The sequence below is a fragment of the Hydrocarboniphaga sp. FW305-C-57 genome (assembly GCF_058783045.1).
This window is the reverse complement of the sequence record NZ_JBYSYG010000002.1, coordinates 198,982-223,141: the sequence shown is the minus strand read 5'-3', so window position 1 is coordinate 223,141 and position 24,160 is coordinate 198,982. Positions and strand designations below refer to the sequence as shown.

Here is a 24,160-nt window from a genome sequence, read left to right as displayed (position 1 = left end):
CCGGAGTGCCCTCAATGCCGACTTCACTCACCATTCCCAAACTCGAAATGTCCATGACCGAGGGCACCTTGACCGAATGGCTGGTCGCGGACGGAGCCGAGGTCAAGGAAGGCGATCCGATCTACTCGCTCGAAACCGGCAAGTCGGTGCAGGAAATTTCAGCTCCGGCGTCGGGAAAGCTGGTGCAGAAGCTGCCGGCCGGTGACACGCTCGACGTGGGAACCGAGATCGGCCAGATCGTCTGATCCGGCCGCCGGAGCAAATGAAAAGGCCCGCTTTCGCGGGCCTTTTCATTGCGCGACGAAAATGCTGGCGCGGCTTACTGCGCCGTCGGCATCACGAACTCCGGCCCCTTCGAAGCGCTGTCGGGCCAGCGCTGCATGATGCTCTTGTAGCGCGTGTAGAAGCGCACGCCTTCCTCGCCGTAGGCATGCGTGTCACCGAACAGCGAACGCTTCCAGCCACCGAACGAATGCCAGGCCATCGGCACCGGAATCGGCACGTTGATGCCGACCATGCCGACCTGCACGCGACGCGAGAACTCGCGAGCCGTCGCGCCATCGCGCGTGAAGCAGGCGACGCCGTTGCCGAACTCGTGCGCGTTGATCAGTTCGAGCGCGGTCGCGAAATCCGGCACGCGCACGACGCTGAGCACCGGGCCGAAGATTTCTTCCTTGTAGATCGTCATTTCGGGCGTGACCTTGTCGAACAGCGTGCCGCCCGTGAAGAAGCCGTTCTCGTGTCCCGGCACCTTGAGGCCACGACCGTCGACGACGAGCTTGGCGCCTTCCTTGACGCCCTTCTCGATGTAGCCCTCGACCTTGGCCTTGTGCACGGCGGTCACCAGCGGGCCCATTTCGGCGCGCGATTCCATGCCGTTGCAGATCACGAGCTGCTTGGCCTTCTCGGCGACCTTGGCGACGAGCTTGTCGGCGATGTCGCCGACCGCGACGGCGACCGAAATCGCCATGCAGCGCTCGCCGGCGGAGCCATAAGCCGCGCCGATCAACGCATCGACGGCCTGATCGAGATCGGCGTCGGGCATGACGACCATGTGGTTCTTGGCGCCACCGAGCGCCTGTACGCGCTTGCCGCGCTTGGTGCCTTCGGCATAGATGTATTCGGCGATCGGCGTGGAGCCGACGAACGACAGCGCCTGCACATCGGGGTGAGCGAGCAGGCCATCGACCGCGAGCTTGTCGCCCTGCAGCACGTTGAACACGCCATCGGGCAGGCCGGCCTGCTTGAGCAGGTCGGCGACGAGCAGCGAAGCCGACGGATCACGCTCGGAAGGCTTGAGCACGAAGGTGTTGCCGCAAGCCAGAGCGACCGGGAACATCCACATCGGCACCATCACCGGGAAGTTGAACGGCGTGATGCCGGCGACCACGCCGAGCGGCTGGCGCAGGTTCCAGTTGTCGATGCCGCCGCCGATGTTGTCGCTGTGCGAGCCCGTGAGCAGATGCGGCGCGTTCATCGCGAACTCGACCACCTCGATGCCGCGCGTGACTTCGCCCGAGGCATCCGAGAACACCTTGCCGTGTTCGCTCGTGATGATTCTGGCGAGTTCGTCGCGATGCGCTTCGAGCAGCTCGCGGAACTTCATGAGGATGCGTGCGCGGCGTAGCGGCGCGGTGGCCGACCAGGCCGGGAACGCGGCCTTGGCGGCGGCGACGGCGGCGTCGACATCGGCCTGCGTGGCGAGCGTGACCTTGCCGGTGACGGCGCCGGTGGCCGGATTGAAGACATCACTGGTGTTCACATCGCCGGAGGGCTTGCGAACGGCGCCGCCGATGTAATGGCCGAGAATGGTGACGCTTGAGGCGGAGGAGCTCATGTCCGATCCTGCTTCGCTGTGGGGAACACGATATTAAGCTGCAAAGCAGCCGATATAAGCCAATGAGTTAAACTGGCTTCGATATAAGAAACCTCAATATCGGCTCCTTCCATCGCTCGCTCGAACATTCGCCGTCACGCATGGACCTCAAGCAACTGCGCATCTTCGACATGGTGGCTCGCCACGGCGGCATCACGCGAGCGGCCGAGGTCGTGCATCTGACGCAGTCGGCCCTGAGCCTGCAGCTCAAGTCCCTGCAGGAATCGATCGGCACTCCGCTGTTTCGCCGCACGCCGCGCGGCATGGAACTGCTGCCGGCCGGACACGCCTTGCTGCCGTACGCGCAGGCCGTGCTCGCGGCTTCGGCCGAGTTTCAATCCGCAGTCGAGCGCCTGTCCAAGCGCGTTGCCGGCAAGCTCCGGATCGGCACGATCCTGGACCCCGATTTCCTGCGCCTCGGCGCCCTGCTCGGGCTCATGCTCGAGCGGCATCCGGCTTTGCACACCGATGTTTCGCACGGCATTTCAGGCTGGGTACTTTCGCAGGTGCAGTCAGGCGAACTCGACGTCGGGTTTTATCTCGGCGTGCCGGAAGACAAGCGCCTGCATGCCGTGGTGCTGACGAGTTTCGACTATCGCGTATCGGCTCCGCGTGCCTGGAAATCGCAGGTTGCGCGTGCCGGCTGGCCCGAGCTCGTGCAGCTGCCCTGGATCTGGACGCCGCCGGAATCGGTACACAACCGGCTGCTCGGCAAGCGCTTCGAAGCCGCTCGCGCGACGCCGAAGATCGCGGCGCAGGTCGACGTCGAGCCTTCGATGCTCGACCTCGTGCGGGCCGGCGTCGGGCTTTCGCTCGTGCGGGAATCGATCGCGCGATCGGAGAGCCGGGCCGGACGTATCGCGCTGTCGCCGGTTTCGCTGAGCACCGAGCTCACGCTCGTCTGTCTCAAGCGTCGCAGCCAGGAGCCCGCGGTCGTCGCGGCATTCGAGCTCGCCGAGGAACTCTGGGCCGACGCCCCCAAGTCGGCGGCCGCTGTGCCGAACTAGCCGGGCTTGCGACTGGCCGTAGCCGCGGCCTGCTTCTCGACGAGCGCCTTGACCGCCTCGCGATGCTCGGGCGTGCGCACGCTGAGCGATTCGTAGGCGACGCCGGCGTCCATGACCGCATGCGCAATGCGCTTGAGCTCGAGATTCGTCAGCACCTTGGTCCAGCGCACGGCCTTGATGTGGCCCTTGAGCAGGCGTTCGCAGAACGCATCGACGGCGGGAGCGAGCTCGTCGGCGGGCAGGGCGTGATTCACGAGGCCGATCTCCTGCGCCTTCTTCGCAGTCAGCAGATCGCCGGTCAGCAGATATTCCTTGGCCCGGCCTAGGCCGATGCGCTGCGCCCAGATCGCGGCGCCACCATCACCGGCGACGAGTCCGATGTTCACGTGCGGATCGCCGATCTTGGCGTTCTCGTTCGCGAAGATCACGTCGCAGAGCAGGGCGATCGTCGCGCCGAGGCCGACCGCATGTCCGTTGAGCTGGCAGATCAGCGGCTTGTCGAGATCGAGCATGCCGAAGACGACGCGCTTGGCGCAGCGCGCTTCCTGATCGAACAGCTCGGGGTTTTCGGCACTGCGCGTGATGTGCTGCAAATCGCCGCCGGCCGAGAAGGCGCGCCCGGCGCCGGTCAGCACGACGAGGTCCGAGTGCGAGTCGTCGAGCGCGAACACGAAGACGTCGGCGAGCTCCTCGTGCATGTCGTAGTTGCAGGCGTTGAGCAGCTCGGGGCGGTTCAGCGTGATCGTCAGCCTGCGGCCCTGGCGGCTCAAGGCCAGCGTGCGGTATTCGGGAAGAACGGTCGGGTCGGATGAATTCATGGGTCGATGCTGGTTGGGTTGTTCGCCGCTGCGAGGCCGCGGATTGCCACCATGCTCCGCAGGCTCTCGCTCTTGCCTGGAGCGTCATGCCGGGCCGCCTGGGCTGGCAAATCACGAGCCCGGATGTCTTGAACAACATCGTTGACACGGTCGCCTCCAGGGTCCGATAGTCGCTCCGGTGCCGGGCTCACGGCCGGATGTTCGGTGCGGTTCATGCCGCATTTCCCATCGAATCCGAACGCCACGAACTATAACGCGGGCGGAGCCCAGGCGCGCAGGAGAGAAGCTCGCAGTGTTCGCCGATCGTTCTTTCTCCGAAAGAGCGATAATGAACATCTCTGTCGAGTAGAGCGATAACCCCCGAAAACTGTCGGACGACCCTGATGGACTTTGACTGGACCCCGGAGCAACTCGAATTCCGCGCGACCGTGCGGCGCTTCCTGGCCGAGCATCTGCCGGCCAACTGGGAGGCGATTGCGCATGGCCCGGCCTCGGAGGTTCAAAGCGAATTCGCGGACAAGTTCTGCCGCAAGCTCGCCGAGGCCGGCCTGCTGGTTCCGCACTGGCCGGCCCGCTGGGGCGGGCGCGACGCCGACGCCTGGACGGCCTTCATCCTCGCCGAAGAAATGTGGATGGCCGGCGAGCCGCGCGGCGGCCAATACATGAACGTCAATTGGATCGGGCCGACGCTCATGCGCTTCGGTTCCGAAGAACAGCAGCAGCGCTACATCGTGCCGATGGCCCGCGGCGAAACCATCTGGTGCCAGGGCTTTTCCGAGCCCGAGGCGGGTTCCGATCTCGCTTCCCTGCGCACGCGTGCGGACAAGCACGGTTCGGTCTACCGCATCAACGGGCAAAAAATCTGGACCTCGTACGCCGGTTACGCCGACACCTGCTTTTTGCTCGCGCGCACGTCGCCGGGCAAGAGCGGCATTTCGATCTTCCTCGTGCCGATGGACACGCCGGGCATCACCGTGCGCGAGATTCCGAGCGTGATCGGCGAAGGCGACATCCACGAAGTCTTCTTCGACAACGTCGAAGTGCCCGAGAGCGCGATGCTCGGAGCCGAAGGCCAGGCCTGGGAGATTTCGCGCGCCTCGCTCGCCCTCGAGCGGGTCGGCATTCCGCGCTTCGCGCTGGCTTCGACGTCGCTCGCACGTGCGGTCGCGCAGCTCAGGCGCGAGGGGCGCTTCGGAGTCGGCGCCATCGAGCAGGCCGCGCGTGCGCATGCGGCTTGCGAAGCGGCGCGGCTCTACAACTACAGCATCATCGATCAGCGTGCGCACAATCTGCCGACCGGCGCCGAAGCGAATGCCGCGCGCTATGCGACGGTGATGGCCGAGCGCCTGGTTTCCGAGTTCGTCGTCGAGCACGTGCCCGAAGCGCTGGCCGGCGGCGACCCGCCGCTGCAGGCGCATCACCAGCGCGGCATCGTCGCGGGCATCGCCTCGGGTGCGGCCGAGATCCAGCTCAACATCATCGCCACCGATTTCCTCAAACTGCCGCGGGAGCCCCGCTGATGGACTTCCAACTGACTTCCGACCAGTCCGCGCTCGCCGACGCCGTCGATCGCCTGGCCCAGAGCTTCAAGGACAAGCCGATCGATGCGCATGGCTTCGTGCTGACCGGCGAGGCGCTCGAACGCGAGATCGAAGAGGGTGGTTATTGGGATATCGCGCAGATTCCGGAACTCGGCGCACTCTCGGCCGCGATCGCGGTGGAGCGACTGGCGCGCTCGCCGTACGCCGCGGAACTCGCGCTGTCGATGATCGTGCGTCCGCATCTGCCGGGCGACGAATGGCCGCGTCCGATCGCGGTCGTCGAAAACGGCCGGCCGGGCCGCTTCGTCGCCACTGCCAAGACCCTGATCGTCATCGATGGCGACAGCATCGGCCTCTCACGGCCCAAGCCGGACGACGTCGAAATCGTCGATTCGCTGTTCGCGTATCCGATGGGGCGCCTCAAGCGCGAGATCGCGGTGCAGAAACTGTCCGATGAAGAGGCGAGCGGAATTCGTCGCTGGCTGCGCGTCGCGCTGGCGGCCGAAGCGGCGGGCCTGATCCAGGCCGCGATCGATTCGACCGTCGAGCACATTTCGGTCCGCAAGCAATTCGGCCGCCCGATCGGCACTTTCCAGGCGCTGCGCCATCGCATGGCTGAATGCGCCGTGCTGGCCGGAGGTTTGCGTTGGCTCGCGCTCAAGGCCGCCGCGACGGGCACGCAGGCCGATGCGGCGCTCGCGGCGTATCAGGCGCAGGAAGCGGGCACGCGCGTTTGCTACGAAATGCACCAGATGCTCGGCGCGATGGGCATGACGCTGGAGCATCCGCTGCATTTGTGGACCTATCGGATCAAGGCACTGCTGTCCGAGCTCGGTGGCCGCGGCGGACAGGCGCAGGCGGTGGCGCAGTACGGTTTCGGCGCGTCGGCCTGAGCCGCTCAATCATCGCGCGTTCGTTTCACTGGACGGATGCGAACAGTCGGGAGTCGCATATGAGCTTCAAAGGCAAAGTGGTGCTCGTGACCGGCGCGGCCGGCAATCTGGGTCGGGCGGTGGCGCAGGCGTTCGCGCAGCAGGGCGCGGCGCTGGTGCTCGTCGATCTCGATCGCAAGCGCCTGCAGCAGGCGCACGGCGACGACAGCGAGACGCAGCTGCTCGCCGCGGCCGACCTGCGCTCCGCCGCGCCAGCCGCCGAGCTCGTCAAGGCCGCGCTCTCGCGCTTCGGTCGCATCGACGTGCTCGCCAACATCGCGGGCGGTTTTCGCATGGGCGAGGCCGTGCACGAAAGCAGTGACGAAACCTGGCAGCTGATGTTCGACCTGAACCTGCGGACCCTGCTCAACATGAGCCGCGCGGTGGTGCCGGCGATGCTGTCGTCCGGCAGCGGACGCATCGTCAACGTCGGCGCCAACGGCGCGCTGCGCGGCGGCGCGCTGATGGGCGCTTATGCGGCGACCAAGTCGGGCGTGATCCGCCTGACCGAATCGATGGCGGCCGAACTCGGCAAGCAAGGCATCAACGTCAATTGCGTGTTGCCGACGATCATCGACACGCCCGAGAACCGCGCCGCGATGCCGGATGCCGATACTTCCGGCTGGGTCGCGCCGGCCGCACTCGCCGACGTGATCCGCTTTCTTGCTAGCGACGCAGCGCGCGCGATCAACGGGGCCGCGCTGCCAGTCGGTACCTGATCGCGGCCACTCCACGAGCAGCACGCAATGGCGGCCTACATCCTGTTTCTGCGCGAAGGCGCGGTTCGCGACGCGAACGAAATGGCGCTCTACCGCCAGAAGAGCCGTGAGATTCCGCGGGATCCGAATCTGACGCCGCTGATCGCCTACGGTGCCATGGAGGCGCTTGAAGGCGAAGCGCCCGATGGCGTCGTGCTGCTGCAGTTTCCGACCGTCGCCGATGCCAGAGCCTGGTACGAGTCACCGGCTTATCAGGCCATGGCCGTGCACCGGCGCAATGGCGCCGACTACCGCGCGGTGATCATCGAAGGCCTCTAACGCGCGCCTGCAGTGAAGCGCTCAGCTCGACCAGGGCGAGGGCAGGCCCGGATCGGTGGACCTGATCACGCGGTTCAGGAACTGCCGCAGCAGGCGCGATTCGCTCGGGTCGAATCCGTTCTCGGCGTCGTCGTTGGCCGCCTGGGCGGCGGCGAGCAATTCGACGACCACATGCTGGCCTTTGCTCGTCAGCTTCAGCCGTGCATCGGACTGGCCATCGATGTCGACGAGCCCCAGATCCGCCAGGCGTCGCGCGCAATCGATGTCGACGTGATTCCCCGAATAGGAAACGAGCCGATCGAGCTCGGAGACCGTGCGTCCATCGCGCACGCCGAGCATGCTCAGCGCGAAGTAGTCCGCGACTCCGAGCTCGTGACGATCGAGTTCGGTGCGCAGGCGAGCGAACAGCTGATGGTAGGCACGGCCGAGCTGATAGATCAGAAAGTCCGGTGTGAACGCACCCGGTGACGCCGCAGCGTCGACGGCGGGTAGCGGATCGCTCGCCTTCGGCAGGGCGAATGCGTAGCGGCCGCCCTTGAACACCAGCGGCTCGCGATCGTAGTGATCGAACTCGAGCACCTCGCCGACCAGAATCAGGTGGTCGCCCCCTTCGTACTGGAATGCCATGCGGCATTGGAAGCGCGCCGCGCAGCCATCGAGCAGCGGCACGCCGCCCGGTCCCTGGCCCGGGTTCAGGCCTGCGAAGCGATCGACGCCGCGCTTGGAGAAATGGCTTGCCAGCGCGTCCTGGTCGCTCGCCAGAATGTGGACCGCAAAGTGGCTCGCGGCCGTGAAGGTGGCGATGTTGCTCGAGGTGCGGGCGATGCTCCACAGCACCATCGGCGGGTCGAGCGACACCGAGTTGAAGCTGTTCGCGGTGACGCCGACCTTGTTGCCGTCCTTGTCGACCGTGGTGACGATGGTGACGCCCGTCGTGAAACTGCCGAGCGCCTGGCGAAAGGATTTTGCGTCGATGCTGCCCATGGCTGGCTCCGCTGCGTCCAAGCCCGATTTCGGCTTGGCCCGCTTGTGTTGATCAACGGTAGGTTCGTGCGAGAAACGGATTCTCGTGTGCTTCTTCTCAGCTTTCGAGCGTCAGCCCGGCCTTGCGGGCGAGTGCGAGGCCTTCTTGCCACAGGCGGTCCGCAGCGGCCTTGTCCTGCGCCGCGGCGCTGACGTCGATCGGTTTGCGCTCGTCATAATAAGCTCAAGCCGGTCATCGATAGCCGCTACGCTTTCGAACAGGATGCTTGTCGCCGGCTCTAGAGCGGCGAAGCCTTCGGCAAGGTCGTGATCGAGCGCTAAGGGCCGTAGCGTCGGCGCACGGCGTCGAAGCGCTCGTGCAGTTGCGCCGCGCGTTGCTGCGGCGAGACCCTTGCGCAATCGCCCGGCAGCGCCTGATCGAGCGCGTAGCGCTTGACGAGTTTCGTCTCGAAGGCAGTCGGAGCCTGGCTAAGCAGGCAGCGATAGGTCAGGTTGCCGCGCTCGAAACCTTGGGTGTCGAGCCAGTTGTGATAACCGCAGTCATCGTGACTCAGGATCAGCCTGATCTTGCCGTCGCGATCGACCGCGGTCCGGCTCGGCGTGTAGCTGACCGGGCGATACAGAAAATCCATGCTATTGAAGAACGCGCCCGAGTTGGTGACCATCCAGAAGCCCTCGTGCGCATCGAACTCGACGATCAGCGCCTCGTCGGGCGCGAGCTCCCAGCACAGGTGCGCGATCGCGCGGCCGCGCTTGGCATCGGCCGCATCGCCGCCCGCCGTGCCTGGAAACCGGTTCACGCACAGCGGGTCGACCACGCCACCGCTGTACTGATACGGATGGTCGGGCCAATCGCGCATGAGTCCGTCGACGAAACGGCCGGCCCAATCCATCGCCTCGATCATCGTCTGCGGCGTCGGCAAGGGCTTGGGCTCCCGCATGCCGAGGCGCTCGATGCGCAGCTGTGCGGGCCGCTCGTCCCAGCGATCGAAGCCCTGGCGCAGGAACAGCTTGCGTGAGCCTGCGGTGGTCGGCAGCCAGTTGGAAGCTCGCGACTCGCCGCCGATGAAGAGCTCGAAATTGCCGTCCGCATCGGCCTGCAATTGATGACCGAAGAGGTTGGCTTCGGGAATGTCGCCGAAAGGCTCGTGCAGGCTCGGCCAGCCCGTGCCGGGCTGCGTTTCGAAACGCGGTCCTTGCACGGTGAAATTGAGGAATCGCGCGGTGCCCTTGTTGCCGCTGATCCGGTAAGTCGAGTGCCCATCGATCCAGGCCTGCAGATAAACGAAATCGGCCGCGTCTCCGCCGAGCTTGCGCGTCGGATGGCAGAAGGCGTGCAACGCCGGATATTGGGTGTCCCTGGTTTCGAGCGCGAGGTCGAAAGCCTGCCCGAGATTCTGCGTCAGAAAGCGAAACGCATCCGCACGTTGTAAAGCGGAAGCCGGATTGTGGTCCTTGAAGGCGCGCTCGCCGGCCTGCTGCAGGCGCGCGCAGAATTGCTGCCAGGCCGCGCGCAGCGCAGGGTCGTCAGTATGGTCGCCGAAGCTCATGCTCGTTCCGATCGATCCTCAAGCGCCGAGCGAGTACAGCATCTCGCCGAGCCTGTCGGCTGCGCGCGAGACTGCCTGCAGCCGGCCCTCCTGTTCGATGCGCGGGCCGATCAGCTCGAGATCGAAGGCGCCGTCGTAGCCGGCGGACAGCGTCCAGTCGAGCAGGCGCCGCAGCGGAATGACGCCATCGCCCGGCACCGCGCGCGAAGGCAGCGAGCGGTCGCCGTAGACGTAGTCGCTGACCTGCACGATGCCGCAGCGCGGGACTGCGCGTTCGATCGTTCGCTGAAGGCCCGCTTCGGTCCAGCAGGCGAACCAGTCGATGCAGACGCCGATATCGGCCATCTCGGCGAGTTCGACGGTGTCGCGCAGGCTGTGCGTGATGCTCAGGTCGGCATGCAGCGGCGAGGCGGGCTCGATCAGCAGTGAAACGCCGGCCGCGCGCGCTTGCGCGGCGCAAGGCGCGATCGCCGAGCAGAACGCGGCTGCGGCCTGTTCCCAGCTCAGGTTTCCATGGCCGCCCGTGAGCAGGTAGATCGAGCGCGCGCCGATGTGCTTCGCCACGTCGATCAGGCGACTCAGTTCGCTTCTTGCCTGGACCCAGTCGTTTTCATCCTCGGTCAGATGGCGGTCGGCCAGAAACACGTGCGTGATGGTTTCGACGCGATAGCCGCCTTCATCGATCAGCGATCGCAGCGCGGCCGGGTCCGCGCCGAGCAGCGTCCAGCTCACGAAACTCACGCGCTGCGGCGCGAGCCGGCGCCAGTACGCGGCGAGCTCATCCAGGCTCGCGCCGTAGAACGAGGTCTCGCCGGGCGAGATGCGCTCGTGCAGACGAGGTGTCGAAGATCCAGGCGCGCTCATTTCAGCGTTTCTCGATCTCGATGCCGAAGCGCTCGCGAAACGGAGCGAACTCCTTGTGCAGTTCGTCGATGTCGACGCCGATCAGATCGGTGGAATAGGTGAACTTGCCGTAGCGGTCGCCGCGGTTGTTCGCGAGATAGTGGCGCATCGCCGCCTCGGCTTCGTCCGTCCACGCCACCTCGCTGCGCTCGTAGAAGCGCCGGACGGTGCCGACCGGATCGGCCGTGAAGTCGGTGTAGCGCACGTGGAAGATGCGCGGGTCGTCGAGCATCGGCGCTTCCATCATCGCCTTCATGCCGGCGCGCGCGTCGGCGAGCTGGATCGCGGCCTGCTGCTTGAGATCGACATGGCCGACCAGGCCTTCGACGAGTTCGGCCGCCATCATGATGCGCGAGGCGATGACCTGCACCGGGTCGCGATGCGTCCAGATCATGCTCGCATCGGGATACGTGGCGAACAGCGCGTCCAGCCTCGCATAGTGAAAGCCCTTGAGCACCCAGTATTTTTGCTGTCTTCCATACTGGAACTGCTGCAGCATCTTCTTGTGGATCGCGTACTGCGCCTGCGCGTCGAGCGGCAGCCCGCCGATCTTCATGCCCATCGGCACGCGCCACCAGGCCGTCGGCGTCATCACGCGAAAATCGAGGCCCCAGGTGCGCTCGTCTTCAGGCAGGCCGTCGCCGAGCATGTCGTTGTACGGATGACTCAGGAGCCACTTCGGAATCTTCTGGTTGATCTCGCGCCAGTCCGCATCGGCTCGCGCGCGGCGGGGATCGTCGGCTGCGCTGATGCCGGGTGGCGGCGACGGATACATCACTTCCCAGAAACGCAGCGCGCGCGCGTTCGGATCGACCGACATCAGCGCATGCAGCAGCGTGGTGCCCGAGCGCGGCTGGCCGGTGGCGAACAGCGGCTTGACGATTTTCTCCTGCGCGATCGGATAGCGCTTGCGGTCTTCGAACAACTGCAGGCGCGTGACGAGCAGCCAATGACAGACCTGCGCACCACGGCGCTGTCCGTCCTCGTCCATGCCGATGCTGTTGAGGTGATCGACGGCCTTGCCGAAGCGCATCTTGAAGCTGCTGTCGTCGCCGTAATCATGCAGCCCGGTTTCAGCTTCGGCCGCGGCGAGCAGCTGGTCGGCATCGAGAATCCCGCTCATGCGATGTCTCCACAAAGGCGCAGCAATTCGTCTTCGGCCTCGCGGACTTTCTGCGCTGAACTCGCGGCGTAGGCGAGGCCGGCCATGCCGCCGTAGTCGAGTATCTTGGGCACGCGCAGCCCCGCGTCGACGAAGCCTTTGACCGTCTGCGCGACCTTCTTCGGCGAGCCGTGCGGCACCATCGCGAGCAGCATTTCGGGCCTTGTCTTGCCGAGCATGTCGACGATGCGCTCGCGCGGCAGCGCGCCGGGCGTGATGTCCTGATAGCCGCGCCAGTTCTCGCCGAGCGGATGCACGAATCCGCGCTGCTTCAGGGCATCGGCCGGGAACTGCATGATCAGTGAGCGCACGAGCGGCGCCTGCAGAATCTTGTCGAGCTCGTTGTCGTCTCCGAGCAGGCAGATCTGGATGTAGGCCGGCACGATCGCGAGCGGGTCGCGTCCCGCTTTCTCGGCGGACAGGCGCAGCGCCTGCAGCTTGGCGGCGTAGTCTTCGGGCGTCCAGGCGCCGGCAGGCCACCAGCCATCGGCGTAGCGTCCGGCGATGTCGAGCATGCGCGGGCCACTCGCGCCGATCCAGATGCGCGGAAACTTGCCTTGGTAGGGCTCGGTGTCGAGTCGCGCGTGATGCAGCTGGTAGAACTGGCCCTCGAAGTCGACCGGGCCTTCGCTTTCCCAGAGCAGGCGGATGACCTGCAGCGACTCCTCGAAACGGCCGACCGGCTTCGAGAAATCGAAACCGTAGGGAACGGTGTTCTCGGTTTCGCCGCTGCCGAGGCCGAGGATGAAGCGGCCCTTGGCGAGGTGGTCGATCGTCAGCGCGCTCTGCGCGAGCAGGGACGGATGGCGGCGCACGGTGTCGACCACGCTCGTCGCGATCGGCACCTCGTTCGTCAGCACGGCCGCGGCGGCTGCGACGGCCATGCCGTCGAGATGCCGATGCGGAGACGGCGATGCCGTTGCAAGGTCGGTGAACTCGGGCGTCCAGATCGCGTCGGGCCAGAAGCTGACCATGTGATCGGGCAGCCAGATCGAGTGATAGCGCCCGCTGTCGAGCTCGGTAAGGCGCGACAGGTCGAGCGGCAGGGTCGTCCGGAAAAAAGCGGCGGGTTGTACTTTCATGATCTGGCTCAGGCTCGAGCGCCGTTGGCGAACAGCCGGCTTTTCAATGGAAACGCGCGCTCGGGAAACGCCGCGTAATCCTGCGCCGGGCCGTCGAAGCTGTCGCCATGCGTGTCGGTCGCATCGTCGATGTAGAGGTCGCGCAGCAAGGCGGCATCCTTGCGATCGACGCCGCGCGAGTGCAGCAGCGCGAGCTCGCGAATTTCGTCCTTGGCCACCAGCGTGGCCAATGCGTCGGTACTCATGAAGCGCTCCTCATTGGGCGAACGAATAACCGCCGTTGACGGGATAGGTCTGCCCGGTGATCCACGATGCCGCTTCCGAACACAGGAACAGCGCCATGTAGGCGACATCGTCCGGCTTGCCGTAGCGGCGGATGGTGTAGCGGGCGAGCTGGGTCTTGGCGTGATCGCTGGCCAGGAAGCGGCTCATCGCGTCTTCGTCGAGCGGCGGCGCCAGCGTCGACAGCGAGATGGCGTTCGAGGTGATGCCGTAGCGTCCGGTTTCGCGAGCGATCGAGCGAACGAAGCCCGCGGCGCCGGCCTTGGCCGCGGCGTAGGCCGTCAACCGCGCTTCACCGACGCGACCGGCGTCCGAGACGACCGTGACGATGCGGCCCTTGCCCTGCCGGACCATGCCGGGCAGGGCGACGTGGCAGCAGTTCATCACGCCGTGCAGGTTGGTGCGGAAGTAGCGGTCCCATTCCTGCGGCGGCGCCTCCCAGAACGCGGGGGCGAAGCCCATCGTCGCGTTGGGGCCTGCGTTGCCGGCGTTGTTGACGAGCAGCGTGATCGGGCCGAGCGCCCGTTCGGCCGTGCTCACGGCAGACTGCACCGAAGCGTAGTCGCCGACGTCGGCCTGAACCGCCACCGCGCGAACACCGAGCGCCTCGATCTCGGCCGCCACCGCGGCTGCGCGCTCGGCGACGAAATCGTTGACCGCGATTCCGCCCGCGTTGTGGCGTGCGAGCGTCGTGGCGATGGCGCGGCCCGCGCCTTGTCCGGCGCCGGTGACGAACGCGATCTGGCCGCCCAGATCGAATGGATCGCTGCCGATCATGACTGTCTCCTCCGTTCGCGAGCTGCGCCGGTTTTTATATTCATGACGCTGCTGTCCGGCGGTTCGGAAGCCGCGACGCACGCCTCAAGTTGAATCTCGGGCGCTAGTAGTCAACCATGTTGATAATCGTGTCGGCTCGACCCCAGGTCAAGCCGATCGCGTTCCATGACAGGCCCATCCGCAGGTGGAATGGGCCGCATCGAGGAGATTCGGAATGTCGCTGAAAAGCGGGCGTTACACGGCTGCAAACCTGCCGGGCCTGGCCGAGGGCTGGAGCTTGCAACGGCTGACCCGGCCGAGCCGCCTGTTCGGCGCCAACGGCCTGCGGACCGGCCCGGATGGGCGCATCTACGTGGCGCAGGTCTCGGGCAGCCAGATCAGCGCGATCGACGTCGGCAGCGGCGAGATCGAGACCATCAGCCCGATGGGTGGCGACATCGTCGCGCCGGATGACCTCGTGTTCGACGACGCGGGCAACCTCTACGCGACCGAGATCACCGAGGGCCGCGTCAGCATGCGCGCCCCGAATGGCAGCACGCGCGTCATCAACGGCGACATGCCGGTGGCCAACCCGATCACCTTCCATCAGGGCCGGCTGATCGCGGGCGAATGCCGGCATGGCGGGCGCATCGTGGAACTCGATCGCGACAGCGGCGCCGCGCGCCTGATTCTCGACAACGTGCCGATGCCGAACGCGTTCTCGGTGGGGCCCGACGGCAAGCTCTACTTTCCGGTCATGGAAACCAACGAGATCTGGCGCGTCGATCTGGCCGGCGGAGCGCCCGAGAAAGTGGCGGCCGACCTCGGCGTGCCGGATTCGGTCAAGTTCGATTCCAAGGGCCGCATCGTGTCGACGCAGGTCGCCAGCGGCCAGGTGCTGCGCATCGATCCGCGTTCGGGCGAGCGCGAGCTGCTCGCCCAGCTCACGCCGGGTCTCGACAACGTCACGTTCGTCGGCGAGCGCATGTTCGTCTCGAACATTTCAGGCTACGTCGTCGAAATCCTGGACGGTGGCAAGACCCGCGATCTGGTGCCCGACGGACTCAGCTGGCCGCTGGGCCTGGCGATGGATCCGGCAGGCCTGCTGTTCATTGCGGATGGCCCGTTTTCGTACACGCTGCGCCACGGCGGAGAGCGCGAGCTGGCCGGCATGCTGTTCTCGCCCGGATATCCGGGCTATTCGCGCGGCGTGGCCGCCGCCGCGGCCGGCGAGTTCGTCGTCACCACGGCCAATGGCGACGTGGCGCGCTACTGGCCCGCGCAGCAGAAGAGCGAATTCCTCGCCCACGGCTTCAATCAGCTCTACGGTGTCGCGGTCGCTCCGCGCGGCGCCGTGGTCTTCGCCGAGCTCGGCGAAGGGCGTGTGCATTCGGCGACGGGTGGCAAGGTCGAAGCGCTCGCGAGCGGCCTGCGCGAGCCTTGCGGCGTCGCCGTGGCGGCGGACGACAGCGTGTATGTCTCCGAAGCGGCCGGCGGGCGCGTGGTCAAGCTCGTGTCCGGGCGTGCGGAAACGGTGCTCGACGGGCTCGTCAAGCCGCAGGGCCTGCTGGTGCTCGGCGACACGCTCTACGTCGTCGACGCGGGAAGCAAGCAGCTCGTCGAAGTCGGGCTGGCCGGCAAGACGCGGCGCGTCATCGCCTCCGATCTTCCGGTCGGGGCGCCGGCAGGCGTCAAGCCCAAGTTCCTCGGGCCGATCGGCAACATGTCCGGGCCGATGGGGCCGTTCGCGGGCATCACCTCTGGAGCCGACGGCACGCTCTACGTTTCCGGCGATGCCGACGGCAGCGTGCTTGCCCTGCGTGAGGGCTGAATTCCTGCAGGCCAGGCTCGAGGATGAGCGGCGCCTGTTCCCGAGCAACGGCAACCCGGGCTGCGGGGTCAAAGAGGTCGACTCGCCGATCGGGCCGGAAAACCGCATTCCGCGCGGGGTGGCCGCAGCGCCGGACTGACCGCTGCGTCGGTCGAGCGCGGTCTCGATGGCCGGCATCGTGAAAAATCAACAAGGATGTTCAATAGTTAGCGTTGAGGCCGCCCGCTGCAAGTCGGCAGTGCTGTTGATTGGAGCCGTTTTGCGGTTTGACTTATTTCGGTCCAGGGAACCAATATCGGCACGGAACGAGGAGCCAAAGCGATTGCCGTCGAAATCGCGAAGAACGCCATGAACAGAGCTGTCGATCTAGCAAAGGACATCGAGGATCTTTCGGAGCCCGTCACCATCGGGGTCGAGGCTTACATTTCGGAAGATTATGTGCGCGCCGAGCGCGATCGGCTCTGGCGCAAGGTCTGGCTGCAGGTCGGGCGCCAGGAAGAGATTCCGGAAGTCGGCAGTTTTCTGAGTTACGAGATTCTCGACGACTCGATCGTGGTCGTGCGCACGGCGACCGACAAGATCAAGGCGTATCACAACGTCTGTCCGCATCGCGGTCGCAGACTTGTCGACGTGCAGCAGGGTGCCAAGCAGGCCTGCGGCCGCAAGAAGTCCTTCGTGTGCCCGTTTCATGGCTGGACCTTCGATCTCGACGGTGATTGCACACGCATTCGCGACAAGGAAGATTGGCAAGGCGCGCTGACGGACGACAATACGCGCCTGACCGAAGTGAAAGTCGACACCTGGGGTGGCTGGGTCTGGATCAACATGGACCCGAACTGCGAGCCGCTGCGCGATTACCTCGAGCCGGCCGCGAGCATGCTCGATCCGTTCGAACTCGAGAACATGCGCGTGCGCTGGCGCCGCTGGGTGATCTTCGACTGCAACTGGAAGGTTTCGGCCGAAGCGTTCAACGAGATCTATCACGTCGACGTCACGCATCCGGAGTTCATGCAGTTCGGCCAGTTCAACGGCTGGTCGAAAGCGCAGGGCAAGCACAGCAACATCGGCTACGACGCGCCCAAGAATGTCGACGGCAACCAGCAGGCCAAGCTGCGCCTGGGGCATGGAGACGCGCGCATCTCGACCGCGCAGATGCAGAACTTCACCTGGGAGCAGGTCAACACCAACACCACGATGACGCTCGTGGAGGCGGCGCGCCGCCTGGCCGATGAGCTGCCCGAGGGCACGCCGCCGGGTGAGGTCTTGCAGCACTGGCTCAAGTCCGCACGCGAGGCCGATGAGGCGCGCGGCGTGTTCTGGCCCAAGGTCGATCCGGCGCATGTCGGCAAGAGCGGAACCGCCTGGCAGATCTTCCCGAGCTTCCAGATCGGCCATGCCGTCAACAATGCGCTTTGCTACAACTTCAAGCCCTACGGCTACGACCCGAACAAGTGCATCTTCGAGGTCGCGGTCTACGAGCTGTTCCCGAAAGGCGAGGAGCCGCAGACCGAGTGGGAATACACGCCGGTCGGCGATCCGCGCTGGCGCACCGTGCTGCCGCAGGATTTCTCGAACATGGCGGCGGTCCAGCAGGGCATGAAGTCGCTCGGATTCAAGGGCACCAAGCCCAATCCGTATCGCGAGCGGGCGATCGTGAGCCTGCATCGCAATCTCGCGAAATACATGGGAACCGGCGCGCCGCGAAAGCTCGGTTAGCGAATCAATACAAATCGAGGCGCAGCGATCGCCGGTTGTCAGGGCGGTTGCGCGGCATCGTTCAATGGAGAGAGCTTCATGACATTCACCACCGCGGAACTGACTCCGCGCATCGGCACCGAGATCCGGGCCGACAAGGCCACGCTGCTGAGCGGAGAGTACGCCGGCAGGATTCGCGAGCTGCTCGAGCAGCGCGGCGTGCTCGTGTTCCCGAAGATCGATTTCGACGATCAGGAACAAGTCGCCTTCACCAAGACGCTCGGCAACTTCGCTCCCGAACTGGCGGGCGAGATCATCTACAAGGTCACGCTCGATACCAAGGAGAACAAGCTCGCGGACTACCTGAAGGGCTCGCTGTACTGGCACATCGACGGCACCATGAACGAAGTGCCGATCCTGGCCTCGCTGCTGTCGATGAAGCAGCTGCCGTCCTCGGGCGGCGGCGACACCGAGTTCTGCAACACCTACGCGGCCTACGACGATCTGTCGGACGAGGACAAGCAGGCCTACGAGAAGCTGCGCGTGATGCACTCGGCCTGGAACACCTTGTTCTACTACGATCCGGAACCGCACATCGACGTGCTGCGCGGCATGATGCGCATCGGCGATCGCGAGCTTCCGCTGGTCTGGAAGCACCGCTCGGGCCGCAAGTCGCTCGTCATCGGCGCCACCGCGCGCCACGTCGTCGACATGGATTTCAAGCGGAGCGCCGAGTTGCTCGTGCAGCTGCGCCATTGGGCCACGCAGCCGCAGTTCGTCTATCGCCACCAATGGTCGGTCGGCGATCTGGTGATCTGGGACAACACCGGCACCATGCACCGTGCGACGCCTTACGATCCGAAGTCGGGCCGCATGCTGCATCGCACGAAGCTCGAAGGCGAAGAGGCTTTCGCCTAGCTCGCATTCTCGCGCGGCGGTCGCTACGGACCGGCCTCCGCGCATCGCACCACATGGAGACAGCATGAGCACGCTCAAGAGCGGCGCAGCGGAATGGCGAAGCTTCTGGTTCCTGCCGATCGTCGCGGCATTGGGCTACGCGACGTCCGTGTTGCACGTGTATTCGATCGGCCCGTTCATCGCGCCGCTGCAGCAGGAATTCGGCTGGTCGCGCGCGCAGATCGCGGCGGGCATCACGGTGTCGTCGATCATCAGCGGAATCTTCTGCATTCCGGTGGGCATGCTCGTCGACCGCATCGGGCCTCGCATCCTGGGCCTGATCGGCGTGCTCGTGATGTGCACGACTTTCGCGCTGCTGGGCCTGGCCAACGGCGGGCCGATGAACTGGCTGATGCTCTGGGGCGTCGTCGCGGTCGGCACGTTCTGGGTGCAAGCCACGGTCTGGACCAGCGCGGTGGCGAGTCGCTTCGAGGCCTCGCGCGGGCTCGCGTTCGCGATCACGCTGTCGGGTGCTTCGGTCGCGGCCACGGTGTTCCCGGTGCTCGCGAGCTGGTTGATTCGCGCCTACGGCTGGCGCCTGGCGTTCGCGGCGATGGCGGGCCTATGGGCGGCGCTCGTGCTTCCGCTGCTGTTCCTGTTCTTCCGCGGTGCCCGCGATCAGCGCGCCACGGCCAAGGTCGCCGCCGCCGCACCGGCCGAGCGCACCGGCGTGAGTTTCGCTCAAGGCCTGCGCATGTTCGCGCTGTACAAGCTGCTGATCGCCAGCGCGCTGTTCTCGTTCACGCTGATCGGCATCCTCGTGCACTTCGTGCCGGTGCTGACCGACGCCGGCGCGATGCCGCTCAAGGCGGCCGGCATCGCCTCGCTGATCGGCATCTTCTCGATCATCGGCCGGCTCAGCACCGGCGTGCTGCTCGATCGCCTGCCCGGTCATCTGGTCGGTGCGGGTGCCTTCCTGGTGCCGATCGTGGCCTGCGTGCTGCTGCTGTACGACGGCGCCAATCCGCTGAGCCAGGGCATCGCCGCGGCGGCGATCGGCCTGACCGTGGGTTCGGAGGTCGACGTCATCGCCTACCTGGTCGCCAAGCATTTCGGCCTGCGCAACTTCGGCGCCTTGTACGGCGTGCTGCAGATGGCGCTCGCGAGCGGCACGGCCTTCGGTCCGCTCGCAGCCGGCACGGTGTTCGATCACTACGGAAGTTATGCGCCGTTCCTGCAGATGACCATCGTCCTGATGGCCGTCAGTGCGATCGCGCTCGCGAGCCTCGGACGGCCGCCGGCGATCGCGGCCAGCGCGGAGCCCGCACCGCTACCTCATTAGAAATGCCGGCGCCGACGTCGTCACGGGTTGATCCCGGGCGCCGACGGCAGCCGACAACTCGAAGCCGCTGACGCCCGACGCTGCGGCTTGTGCGATGGAAGTGCACGTGCACCGCATCCGCATGCGCGCACGATAACGATGGAGGAGATGATCATGAAGAACTTGGCTGCCGCCTGGAGCGGCTTGGGCCTGACCGCGTTTGCGCTGTGTGTCCACGCGCAACAAGCTTCGCCGCCGCCGGCGGAAACCTCGGTCGAATCGCAGCCCGTTTCAACGCCGGAGCAGGCGCAGCCGGACGCCGCGGCTGATCTGGCGCCCGACACCGAATCCACGGGCGATGCGGCTGCCGCGTCGGTTTCCGCGAGCGACGGCGAGGGTGAACTCGCCGAGATCGTGGTGACGGCCCAGCGTCGCGAGGAGCGGTTGCGCGAAGTGCCGTTGACGATATCGGCGGTGTCGGCGCGACAGCTCGAGCAGGCCGGCGTCAGCAACATCTTCGATCTGCAGAACGTGGTTTCAGGGCTCAGCTGGGGCGGTGCCGGCAACGCGACGCAGACCTCGATTCGCGGACTGTCGACGCTGGTCAGCACCAACGGCAGCGAGAACCCCAATGCGCTATACGTCGACGGTGTCTATTACAGCCAGGCGCAGCTGCTCGGCGCCAACCTGCCGGACGTCGAGCGCATCGAGGTGCTCAAGGGCCCGCAGGGCACGCTGTTCGGCCGCAACTCGGTCGGCGGTGCGCTGCGCATTTTCACCAGGAATCCGAGTTTCGAGCGCCGTGGCGACCTGACGCTCGAAACCGGTTTCTACACCGGCGATGGCGAGAGCCGCGCATCGCCGCATCACGTGGCGCGCGGATACTTCACGGCGCCGATCGTCGATCAGAAGCTCGCGGCCAGCGTCTCGGGCGGCTACGACTGGACCGAAGGTTTTCTGACCGACGAAGCCAGCGGCGAGCAGTACGGCGAGATTCGGCGCGCCAACGCGCGCGGCAAGCTGCTGTGGCTGCCTGCCGATACCGTGCAAGTGGTGCTCGGTGCGTTCTATCTGAAGCATGACGACACCGGCCTGCAGGCGATGACGCCGATCGATGGGCAGGTGATCGCGGCGACTTATCCGGGCTCGATCGTGCCGAGCAGGCCGTTCCACACCGCCTACGACAGCGGCAACGGCTACGACTTCGACCGCGCCGATGTGCGCAGCCATGGCTACACCGCGCATGTCGACGTCGACCTCGGCGGCTACGGCAGCCTGTCGTCGATCACGGCCTGGACCGACAGCGAAGCGAACAACCTGACGACACTGAACCACTCCAAGGGCAGCGAGGCCTGCCTCGCCGCGGTGGCCTGCGTCGACTATGCGTACCGCATGTACACCGAGACGTTCTCGCAGGAGCTCAACTACGTCTCGCAGCAGATCGGCATCGTCAACTTCACGGGTGGCCTGTTCTTCTTCAAGCAGCGCCAGGGCACCGATACCGACGTGCAGCGCACCGTGTTCGAAAACGGCGTGAGCCCACGGTCGGTGCGCTTCGGCGTCGAGTCCTATGCGGCCTACGGCGAGGCCAAGGTGCAGGCCACCGAGCGCCTGGCCGCCGTGCTCGGCGCGCGCTACACCTACGAGCCGCACGACGACGAAACCATCGTGCCGACGCCGGTGCATCGCAAGGAGACATTCAGGAGCCTGGTGCCGCGCATCTCGCTCAAGTACGCGCTGAGCGCCGCGCTCAATGCGTATGCCACCTATTCGGTCGGCGAGAAGAGCGGTCTGTCGGGCGTCGACAATCCGGGCAGCGTTCCGCCGTACGACAAGATCGACCCGGAGGAGAACGACGCCTACGAAATCGGCCTCAAGTACGCCGCCTCGCGCCTCACGGCGAATCTGTCGGTGTTCTACTACGACTATAAGAACAAGCAGGAGCAGGGATTCACGGGCTCGCAGGTATTCCTGCAGAACACCGGCCCGGTGCGCCTCTACGGCCTGGACTTCGACTCGAGCTATCGGCTGCATCGTGACTGGACCCTGCGCACCGCACTGACCTGGGTGCCGCAGGCCGAGTACCGCGATTTCGGCGACGCGCTCGCCTACCGGCCCGGGCAGACCGAATCGGGGGCCTTTACCGTCGAACGCATCCAGTTCGACGCGACGGGTTACCGGCTGCCGCGGGCGGCCGAATTCATGGGCAATGCCTCGGTGCTGTACTCACACGCGGTCGCCGCCGGCACCGTCGATGCGAGCGCCAATTTCAGCTACACGACCAAGGCCTACCAGGACATCTACCACGTGATCGAGCAGCCGGCGTACTCCACGCTCAATGCGCGCGCGGGATTTCTGTTCGCCGGCAGCGGACTGCGGCTCGGGGTCTACGGCCGCAACCTGAGCAACGAAACCTACATCTCGCACGCCTTCGCGAGCGGCCAGGGCTTCACTGCGGCCTACGCGCGGCCGCGCGAACTCGGGCTGGAACTCAACTACGCGTTCTGAACGCCCGGCCGCGGACGGCGGTTTGCGGGTTGCTTCGTACCAAAGCCAGGTCGGCTCGTGACGGCGGCGTATAATGAAGACATAATGAACAGCATCGTTGATTAAAAAATGGAAGCAGGAGGAGAAACCCATGGAGTGTCGCCCGACGCACACCCCGGATGACATCGACATCCCCGCTCTGCGGGAGAAGTACCGCGTCGAGCGCGAGAAGCGCCTGAATACCCAGGGCCAGAAGCAGTACTTCCGCCCCAAAAGCGGAGCCCTGGCCGAGCAGATGGGCGATCCCCATACGCCGGTGACGCCGCGCGAACCTTTGTCGGAAGAGATCGACGTCGCCGTTCTCGGTGGTGGATTCACGGGCATCCTGGCGGCGGTCCAGCTCAGGAAGGCGGGCGTCACCAATGTGCGCAACATCGAGCATGGGGGCGACTTCGGCGGCGTCTGGTACTGGAACCGCTATCCGGGCGTGCAGTGCGACAACGAGTCTTACTGCTACCTGCCGCTGCTGGAGGAAACCGGCTTCATTCCGAGCAAGCGCTTTTCCGACGGCACCGAGATTCAGGCGCACTGCGTCCGCATCGCCAAGCAGTTCGATCTGTACGAGCGCGCGCTGTTCCACACCCAGGTTCGCGCCTTGCGCTGGGACGAGTCGATCAAGCGCTGGCATGTGGCGACCGATCGTGGCGACGAGATTCGCGCGCGCTTCGTGATCATGGCCGGCGGTCCGCTCAACCGGCCCAAGCTGCCGGGCATCCCGGGCCTGCAGAGCTTCGGCGGTAACGTCTTCCATTCCGCGCGCTGGGATTACGGCTATACCGGCGGCAGCTGGGAAAACCCGGTCCTCGACAAGCTCAAGGACAAGCGCGTCGCGGTGGTCGGCACCGGCGCGACGGCGATCCAGATCGTTCCGCACCTGGCCAAGTACGCCAAGGAACTCTATGTGTTGCAGCGCACGCCGCCGAGCGTCGATGCGCGTCCGAACCCGCCGACCGACCCGGAATGGGTCAAGACGCTGCAGAGCGGCTGGCAGAAGCAGCGCCAGGAGAACTTCCACCACGGTGCGATGGAAGGCTTCCGTCCCGGCGAGCCGGATCTGGTCTGTGACTTCTGGACCGAGATCAACCGCAACGTGGCGGCCAAGCTCGCGGCTCAGGGCTGGCCCGAGGTCACGCCCGAAGCCCTCATGGGCATGCGCGAGATCGAGGACTACCACGTCATGGAGCGCTTCCGGCGCCGCATCGACGAAATCGTCGAGGACAAGGCCACGGCCGAGTTGCTCAAGCCCTGGTTCCGGTTCCACTGCAAGCGGCCGCTGTCGAGCGACACCTATTACCCGGCGTTCAACCAGCCGAATGTTCATCTGGTCGATGTGTCGGACACCAAGGGCGTCGAGGCACTGACGGCGACCGGCTTCGTGCATAAGGGCGAGGAATATCCGATCGATCTGCTGATCTGCGCGAGCGGTTTCGAAGTCACCAGCGATCTCGACGTGCGCTGGGGCATCGACGAGATCACCGGTCGCAACGGCTTGTCGCTCTACGAGGAATGGGCCGAAGGCTACAAGACGCTGCACGGCGTGGTGTCACGCGGCTTCCCGAACCAGTTCTTTACCGGCTACATCCAGGGCGGCCTGTACGCGACGACGGTGGAGCAGTTCAACCGCCAGGGTTATCACATCGCCTACATCATCAGCGAGGCCCTGAAGCGCGGCATCAAGGCGCTCGAGCCGACCGCCCAGGCGCAGGCGGACTGGGTGCAGACGATGGCCCCGTCGACCGAATTCTCCAAGTACCTGCAGAGCGAATGCCCGCCGAGCTATCTGAACAACGAGTCCGGAAAGTTCCGCTTCTACCTCGGCGAGTTCTATCTCGCCGGCTTCACGGCGTTCGAGCGGCTGCTGCAGCAGTGGAGAGACCAGGGGAGCCTCGAAGGCCTGGACATCGATCAGTAATCAACAGAGCTGTCGCATGGCGATGCT

General features: G+C 65.6%; 22 protein-coding genes. 13 read left to right on the top strand and 9 right to left on the bottom strand.

The features are described from left to right. The first annotated feature begins 14 nt into the window (after positions 1-14). Complete coding sequence (locus tag AC3WUM_RS05345; RefSeq protein ID WP_492409164.1) at positions 15-245, top strand: biotin/lipoyl-containing protein; 231 nt, start codon at positions 15-17, stop codon at positions 243-245. Between the two features lie 74 nt (positions 246-319). Here the strand turns inward: AC3WUM_RS05345 and AC3WUM_RS05340 are convergent, their stop codons facing one another. Next, positions 320-1,837, bottom strand: a complete 1,518-nt coding sequence (locus tag AC3WUM_RS05340; protein WP_492409163.1) for a CoA-acylating methylmalonate-semialdehyde dehydrogenase — start codon at positions 1,835-1,837, stop codon at positions 320-322. Between the two features lie 140 nt (positions 1,838-1,977). Between AC3WUM_RS05340 and AC3WUM_RS05335 the strand changes: the two genes are divergently transcribed. Next, positions 1,978-2,883, top strand: coding sequence for a LysR family transcriptional regulator (locus AC3WUM_RS05335; protein ID WP_492409162.1), 906 nt, complete (start codon positions 1,978-1,980; stop codon positions 2,881-2,883). Here AC3WUM_RS05335 and AC3WUM_RS05330 read toward each other — a convergent pair. Then, complete coding sequence (locus AC3WUM_RS05330; protein WP_492409161.1) at positions 2,880-3,701, bottom strand: enoyl-CoA hydratase/isomerase family protein; 822 nt, start codon at positions 3,699-3,701, stop codon at positions 2,880-2,882. The two genes, AC3WUM_RS05335 and AC3WUM_RS05330, sit on opposite strands and share 4 nt — an antisense overlap. Before the next feature lie 383 nt (positions 3,702-4,084). On the opposite strand from AC3WUM_RS05330, the gene AC3WUM_RS05325 reads away from it, so the two are divergent. The 4 genes from AC3WUM_RS05325 to AC3WUM_RS05310 are packed head-to-tail and all read left to right on the top strand — an operon-like array spanning position 4,085 to position 7,211. After that, the gene (locus AC3WUM_RS05325; RefSeq protein ID WP_492409160.1) at positions 4,085-5,221 is read left to right on the top strand and encodes an acyl-CoA dehydrogenase family protein; all 1,137 of its coding nucleotides are present in this window, start codon (positions 4,085-4,087) and stop codon (positions 5,219-5,221) included. Further along, the gene (locus AC3WUM_RS05320; protein WP_492409159.1) at positions 5,221-6,135 is read left to right on the top strand and encodes an acyl-CoA dehydrogenase family protein; all 915 of its coding nucleotides are present in this window, start codon (positions 5,221-5,223) and stop codon (positions 6,133-6,135) included. Before AC3WUM_RS05325 ends, AC3WUM_RS05320 begins: the two co-directional genes overlap by 1 nt. A gap of 59 nt (positions 6,136-6,194) precedes the next feature. Then, complete coding sequence (locus AC3WUM_RS05315) at positions 6,195-6,893, top strand: SDR family NAD(P)-dependent oxidoreductase (RefSeq protein WP_492409158.1); 699 nt, start codon at positions 6,195-6,197, stop codon at positions 6,891-6,893. Between the two features lie 27 nt (positions 6,894-6,920). Next, a complete protein-coding gene (locus AC3WUM_RS05310; protein ID WP_492409157.1) occupies positions 6,921-7,211 on the top strand; it encodes a DUF1330 domain-containing protein in 291 nt (96 codons plus the stop codon). A gap of 21 nt (positions 7,212-7,232) precedes the next feature. Here AC3WUM_RS05310 and AC3WUM_RS05305 read toward each other — a convergent pair whose 3' ends face one another. The 7 genes from AC3WUM_RS05305 to AC3WUM_RS05275 form a co-directional block, all read right to left on the bottom strand. Beyond that, positions 7,233-8,195, bottom strand: coding sequence for a flavin reductase (locus tag AC3WUM_RS05305; protein ID WP_492409156.1), 963 nt, complete (start codon positions 8,193-8,195; stop codon positions 7,233-7,235). 317 nt (positions 8,196-8,512) lie between these two features. Continuing rightward, the gene (locus AC3WUM_RS05300) at positions 8,513-9,745 is read right to left on the bottom strand and encodes a DUF1214 domain-containing protein (protein WP_492409155.1); all 1,233 of its coding nucleotides are present in this window, start codon (positions 9,743-9,745) and stop codon (positions 8,513-8,515) included. 18 nt (positions 9,746-9,763) lie between these two features. Continuing rightward, positions 9,764-10,609 carry a sugar phosphate isomerase/epimerase family protein gene (locus AC3WUM_RS05295; RefSeq protein WP_492409154.1) on the bottom strand — a complete coding sequence of 282 codons (846 nt, stop codon included), beginning with the start codon at positions 10,607-10,609 and terminating at the stop codon, positions 9,764-9,766. A 1-nt stretch (position 10,610) separates the two neighbouring features. Beyond that, the gene (locus AC3WUM_RS05290; RefSeq protein WP_492409153.1) at positions 10,611-11,771 is read right to left on the bottom strand and encodes a sulfotransferase family protein; all 1,161 of its coding nucleotides are present in this window, start codon (positions 11,769-11,771) and stop codon (positions 10,611-10,613) included. Further along, entirely contained in the window at positions 11,768-12,892 is a 1,125-nt protein-coding gene (locus AC3WUM_RS05285; RefSeq protein ID WP_492409152.1) for an LLM class flavin-dependent oxidoreductase, read from the bottom strand. Before AC3WUM_RS05285 ends, AC3WUM_RS05290 begins: the two co-directional genes overlap by 4 nt. An 8-nt stretch (positions 12,893-12,900) precedes the next feature. After that, positions 12,901-13,137 carry a nuclear transport factor 2 family protein gene (locus tag AC3WUM_RS05280; RefSeq protein WP_492409151.1) on the bottom strand — a complete coding sequence of 79 codons (237 nt, stop codon included), beginning with the start codon at positions 13,135-13,137 and terminating at the stop codon, positions 12,901-12,903. A 10-nt stretch (positions 13,138-13,147) separates the two neighbouring features. Further along, complete coding sequence (locus AC3WUM_RS05275) at positions 13,148-13,951, bottom strand: SDR family NAD(P)-dependent oxidoreductase (protein WP_492409150.1); 804 nt, start codon at positions 13,949-13,951, stop codon at positions 13,148-13,150. A gap of 214 nt (positions 13,952-14,165) precedes the next feature. Here AC3WUM_RS05275 and AC3WUM_RS05270 point away from each other — a divergent pair, with 214 nt between their 5' ends. The 7 genes from AC3WUM_RS05270 to AC3WUM_RS05240 all read left to right on the top strand — a co-directional run bounded on the left by AC3WUM_RS05270 (position 14,166) and on the right by AC3WUM_RS05240 (position 24,133). Further along, positions 14,166-15,761: an SMP-30/gluconolactonase/LRE family protein gene (locus AC3WUM_RS05270; protein ID WP_492409149.1), complete on the top strand. Its 1,596-nt coding sequence runs from the start codon at positions 14,166-14,168 to the stop codon at positions 15,759-15,761. Next, entirely contained in the window at positions 15,751-15,900 is a 150-nt protein-coding gene (locus AC3WUM_RS05265) for a hypothetical protein (protein WP_492409148.1), read from the top strand. Before AC3WUM_RS05270 ends, AC3WUM_RS05265 begins: the two co-directional genes overlap by 11 nt. 209 nt (positions 15,901-16,109) lie before the next feature. Further along, positions 16,110-17,477, top strand: a complete 1,368-nt coding sequence (locus AC3WUM_RS05260) for an aromatic ring-hydroxylating oxygenase subunit alpha (protein WP_492409147.1) — start codon at positions 16,110-16,112, stop codon at positions 17,475-17,477. A 78-nt stretch (positions 17,478-17,555) separates the two neighbouring features. Next, positions 17,556-18,374 (top strand): TauD/TfdA dioxygenase family protein, encoded by an 819-nt coding sequence (locus AC3WUM_RS05255; RefSeq protein ID WP_492409146.1) that lies wholly within the window; start codon positions 17,556-17,558, stop codon positions 18,372-18,374. Between the two features lie 64 nt (positions 18,375-18,438). Further along, positions 18,439-19,695, top strand: coding sequence for an MFS transporter (locus tag AC3WUM_RS05250; RefSeq protein WP_492409145.1), 1,257 nt, complete (start codon positions 18,439-18,441; stop codon positions 19,693-19,695). A 153-nt stretch (positions 19,696-19,848) separates the two neighbouring features. Further along, positions 19,849-22,182, top strand: coding sequence for a TonB-dependent receptor (locus AC3WUM_RS05245; protein ID WP_492409144.1), 2,334 nt, complete (start codon positions 19,849-19,851; stop codon positions 22,180-22,182). A 130-nt stretch (positions 22,183-22,312) separates the two neighbouring features. Next, entirely contained in the window at positions 22,313-24,133 is a 1,821-nt protein-coding gene (locus AC3WUM_RS05240; protein WP_492409143.1) for a flavin-containing monooxygenase, read from the top strand. Positions 24,134-24,160: the final 27 nt, after the last annotated feature.

Bases quoted from the DNA above. Each gene is read 5' to 3' on its own strand.
- AC3WUM_RS05345 (WP_492409164.1), top strand. From the start codon at position 15: ATGCCGACTTCACTCACCATTCCCAAACTCGAAATGTCCATGACCGAG.
- AC3WUM_RS05340 (WP_492409163.1), bottom strand. From the start codon at position 1,837: ATGAGCTCCTCCGCCTCAAGCGTCACCATTCTCGGCCATTACATCGGC.
- AC3WUM_RS05335 (WP_492409162.1), top strand. From the start codon at position 1,978: ATGGACCTCAAGCAACTGCGCATCTTCGACATGGTGGCTCGCCACGGC.
- AC3WUM_RS05330 (WP_492409161.1), bottom strand. From the start codon at position 3,701: ATGAATTCATCCGACCCGACCGTTCTTCCCGAATACCGCACGCTGGCC.
- AC3WUM_RS05325 (WP_492409160.1), top strand. From the start codon at position 4,085: ATGGACTTTGACTGGACCCCGGAGCAACTCGAATTCCGCGCGACCGTG.
- AC3WUM_RS05320 (WP_492409159.1), top strand. From the start codon at position 5,221: ATGGACTTCCAACTGACTTCCGACCAGTCCGCGCTCGCCGACGCCGTC.
- AC3WUM_RS05315 (WP_492409158.1), top strand. From the start codon at position 6,195: ATGAGCTTCAAAGGCAAAGTGGTGCTCGTGACCGGCGCGGCCGGCAAT.
- AC3WUM_RS05310 (WP_492409157.1), top strand. From the start codon at position 6,921: ATGGCGGCCTACATCCTGTTTCTGCGCGAAGGCGCGGTTCGCGACGCG.
- AC3WUM_RS05305 (WP_492409156.1), bottom strand. From the start codon at position 8,195: ATGGGCAGCATCGACGCAAAATCCTTTCGCCAGGCGCTCGGCAGTTTC.
- AC3WUM_RS05300 (WP_492409155.1), bottom strand. From the start codon at position 9,745: ATGAGCTTCGGCGACCATACTGACGACCCTGCGCTGCGCGCGGCCTGG.
- AC3WUM_RS05295 (WP_492409154.1), bottom strand. From the start codon at position 10,609: ATGAGCGCGCCTGGATCTTCGACACCTCGTCTGCACGAGCGCATCTCG.
- AC3WUM_RS05290 (WP_492409153.1), bottom strand. From the start codon at position 11,771: ATGAGCGGGATTCTCGATGCCGACCAGCTGCTCGCCGCGGCCGAAGCT.
- AC3WUM_RS05285 (WP_492409152.1), bottom strand. From the start codon at position 12,892: ATGAAAGTACAACCCGCCGCTTTTTTCCGGACGACCCTGCCGCTCGAC.
- AC3WUM_RS05280 (WP_492409151.1), bottom strand. From the start codon at position 13,137: ATGAGTACCGACGCATTGGCCACGCTGGTGGCCAAGGACGAAATTCGC.
- AC3WUM_RS05275 (WP_492409150.1), bottom strand. From the start codon at position 13,951: ATGATCGGCAGCGATCCATTCGATCTGGGCGGCCAGATCGCGTTCGTC.
- AC3WUM_RS05270 (WP_492409149.1), top strand. From the start codon at position 14,166: ATGTCGCTGAAAAGCGGGCGTTACACGGCTGCAAACCTGCCGGGCCTG.
- AC3WUM_RS05260 (WP_492409147.1), top strand. From the start codon at position 16,110: ATGAACAGAGCTGTCGATCTAGCAAAGGACATCGAGGATCTTTCGGAG.
- AC3WUM_RS05255 (WP_492409146.1), top strand. From the start codon at position 17,556: ATGACATTCACCACCGCGGAACTGACTCCGCGCATCGGCACCGAGATC.
- AC3WUM_RS05250 (WP_492409145.1), top strand. From the start codon at position 18,439: ATGAGCACGCTCAAGAGCGGCGCAGCGGAATGGCGAAGCTTCTGGTTC.
- AC3WUM_RS05245 (WP_492409144.1), top strand. From the start codon at position 19,849: ATGAAGAACTTGGCTGCCGCCTGGAGCGGCTTGGGCCTGACCGCGTTT.
- AC3WUM_RS05240 (WP_492409143.1), top strand. From the start codon at position 22,313: ATGGAGTGTCGCCCGACGCACACCCCGGATGACATCGACATCCCCGCT.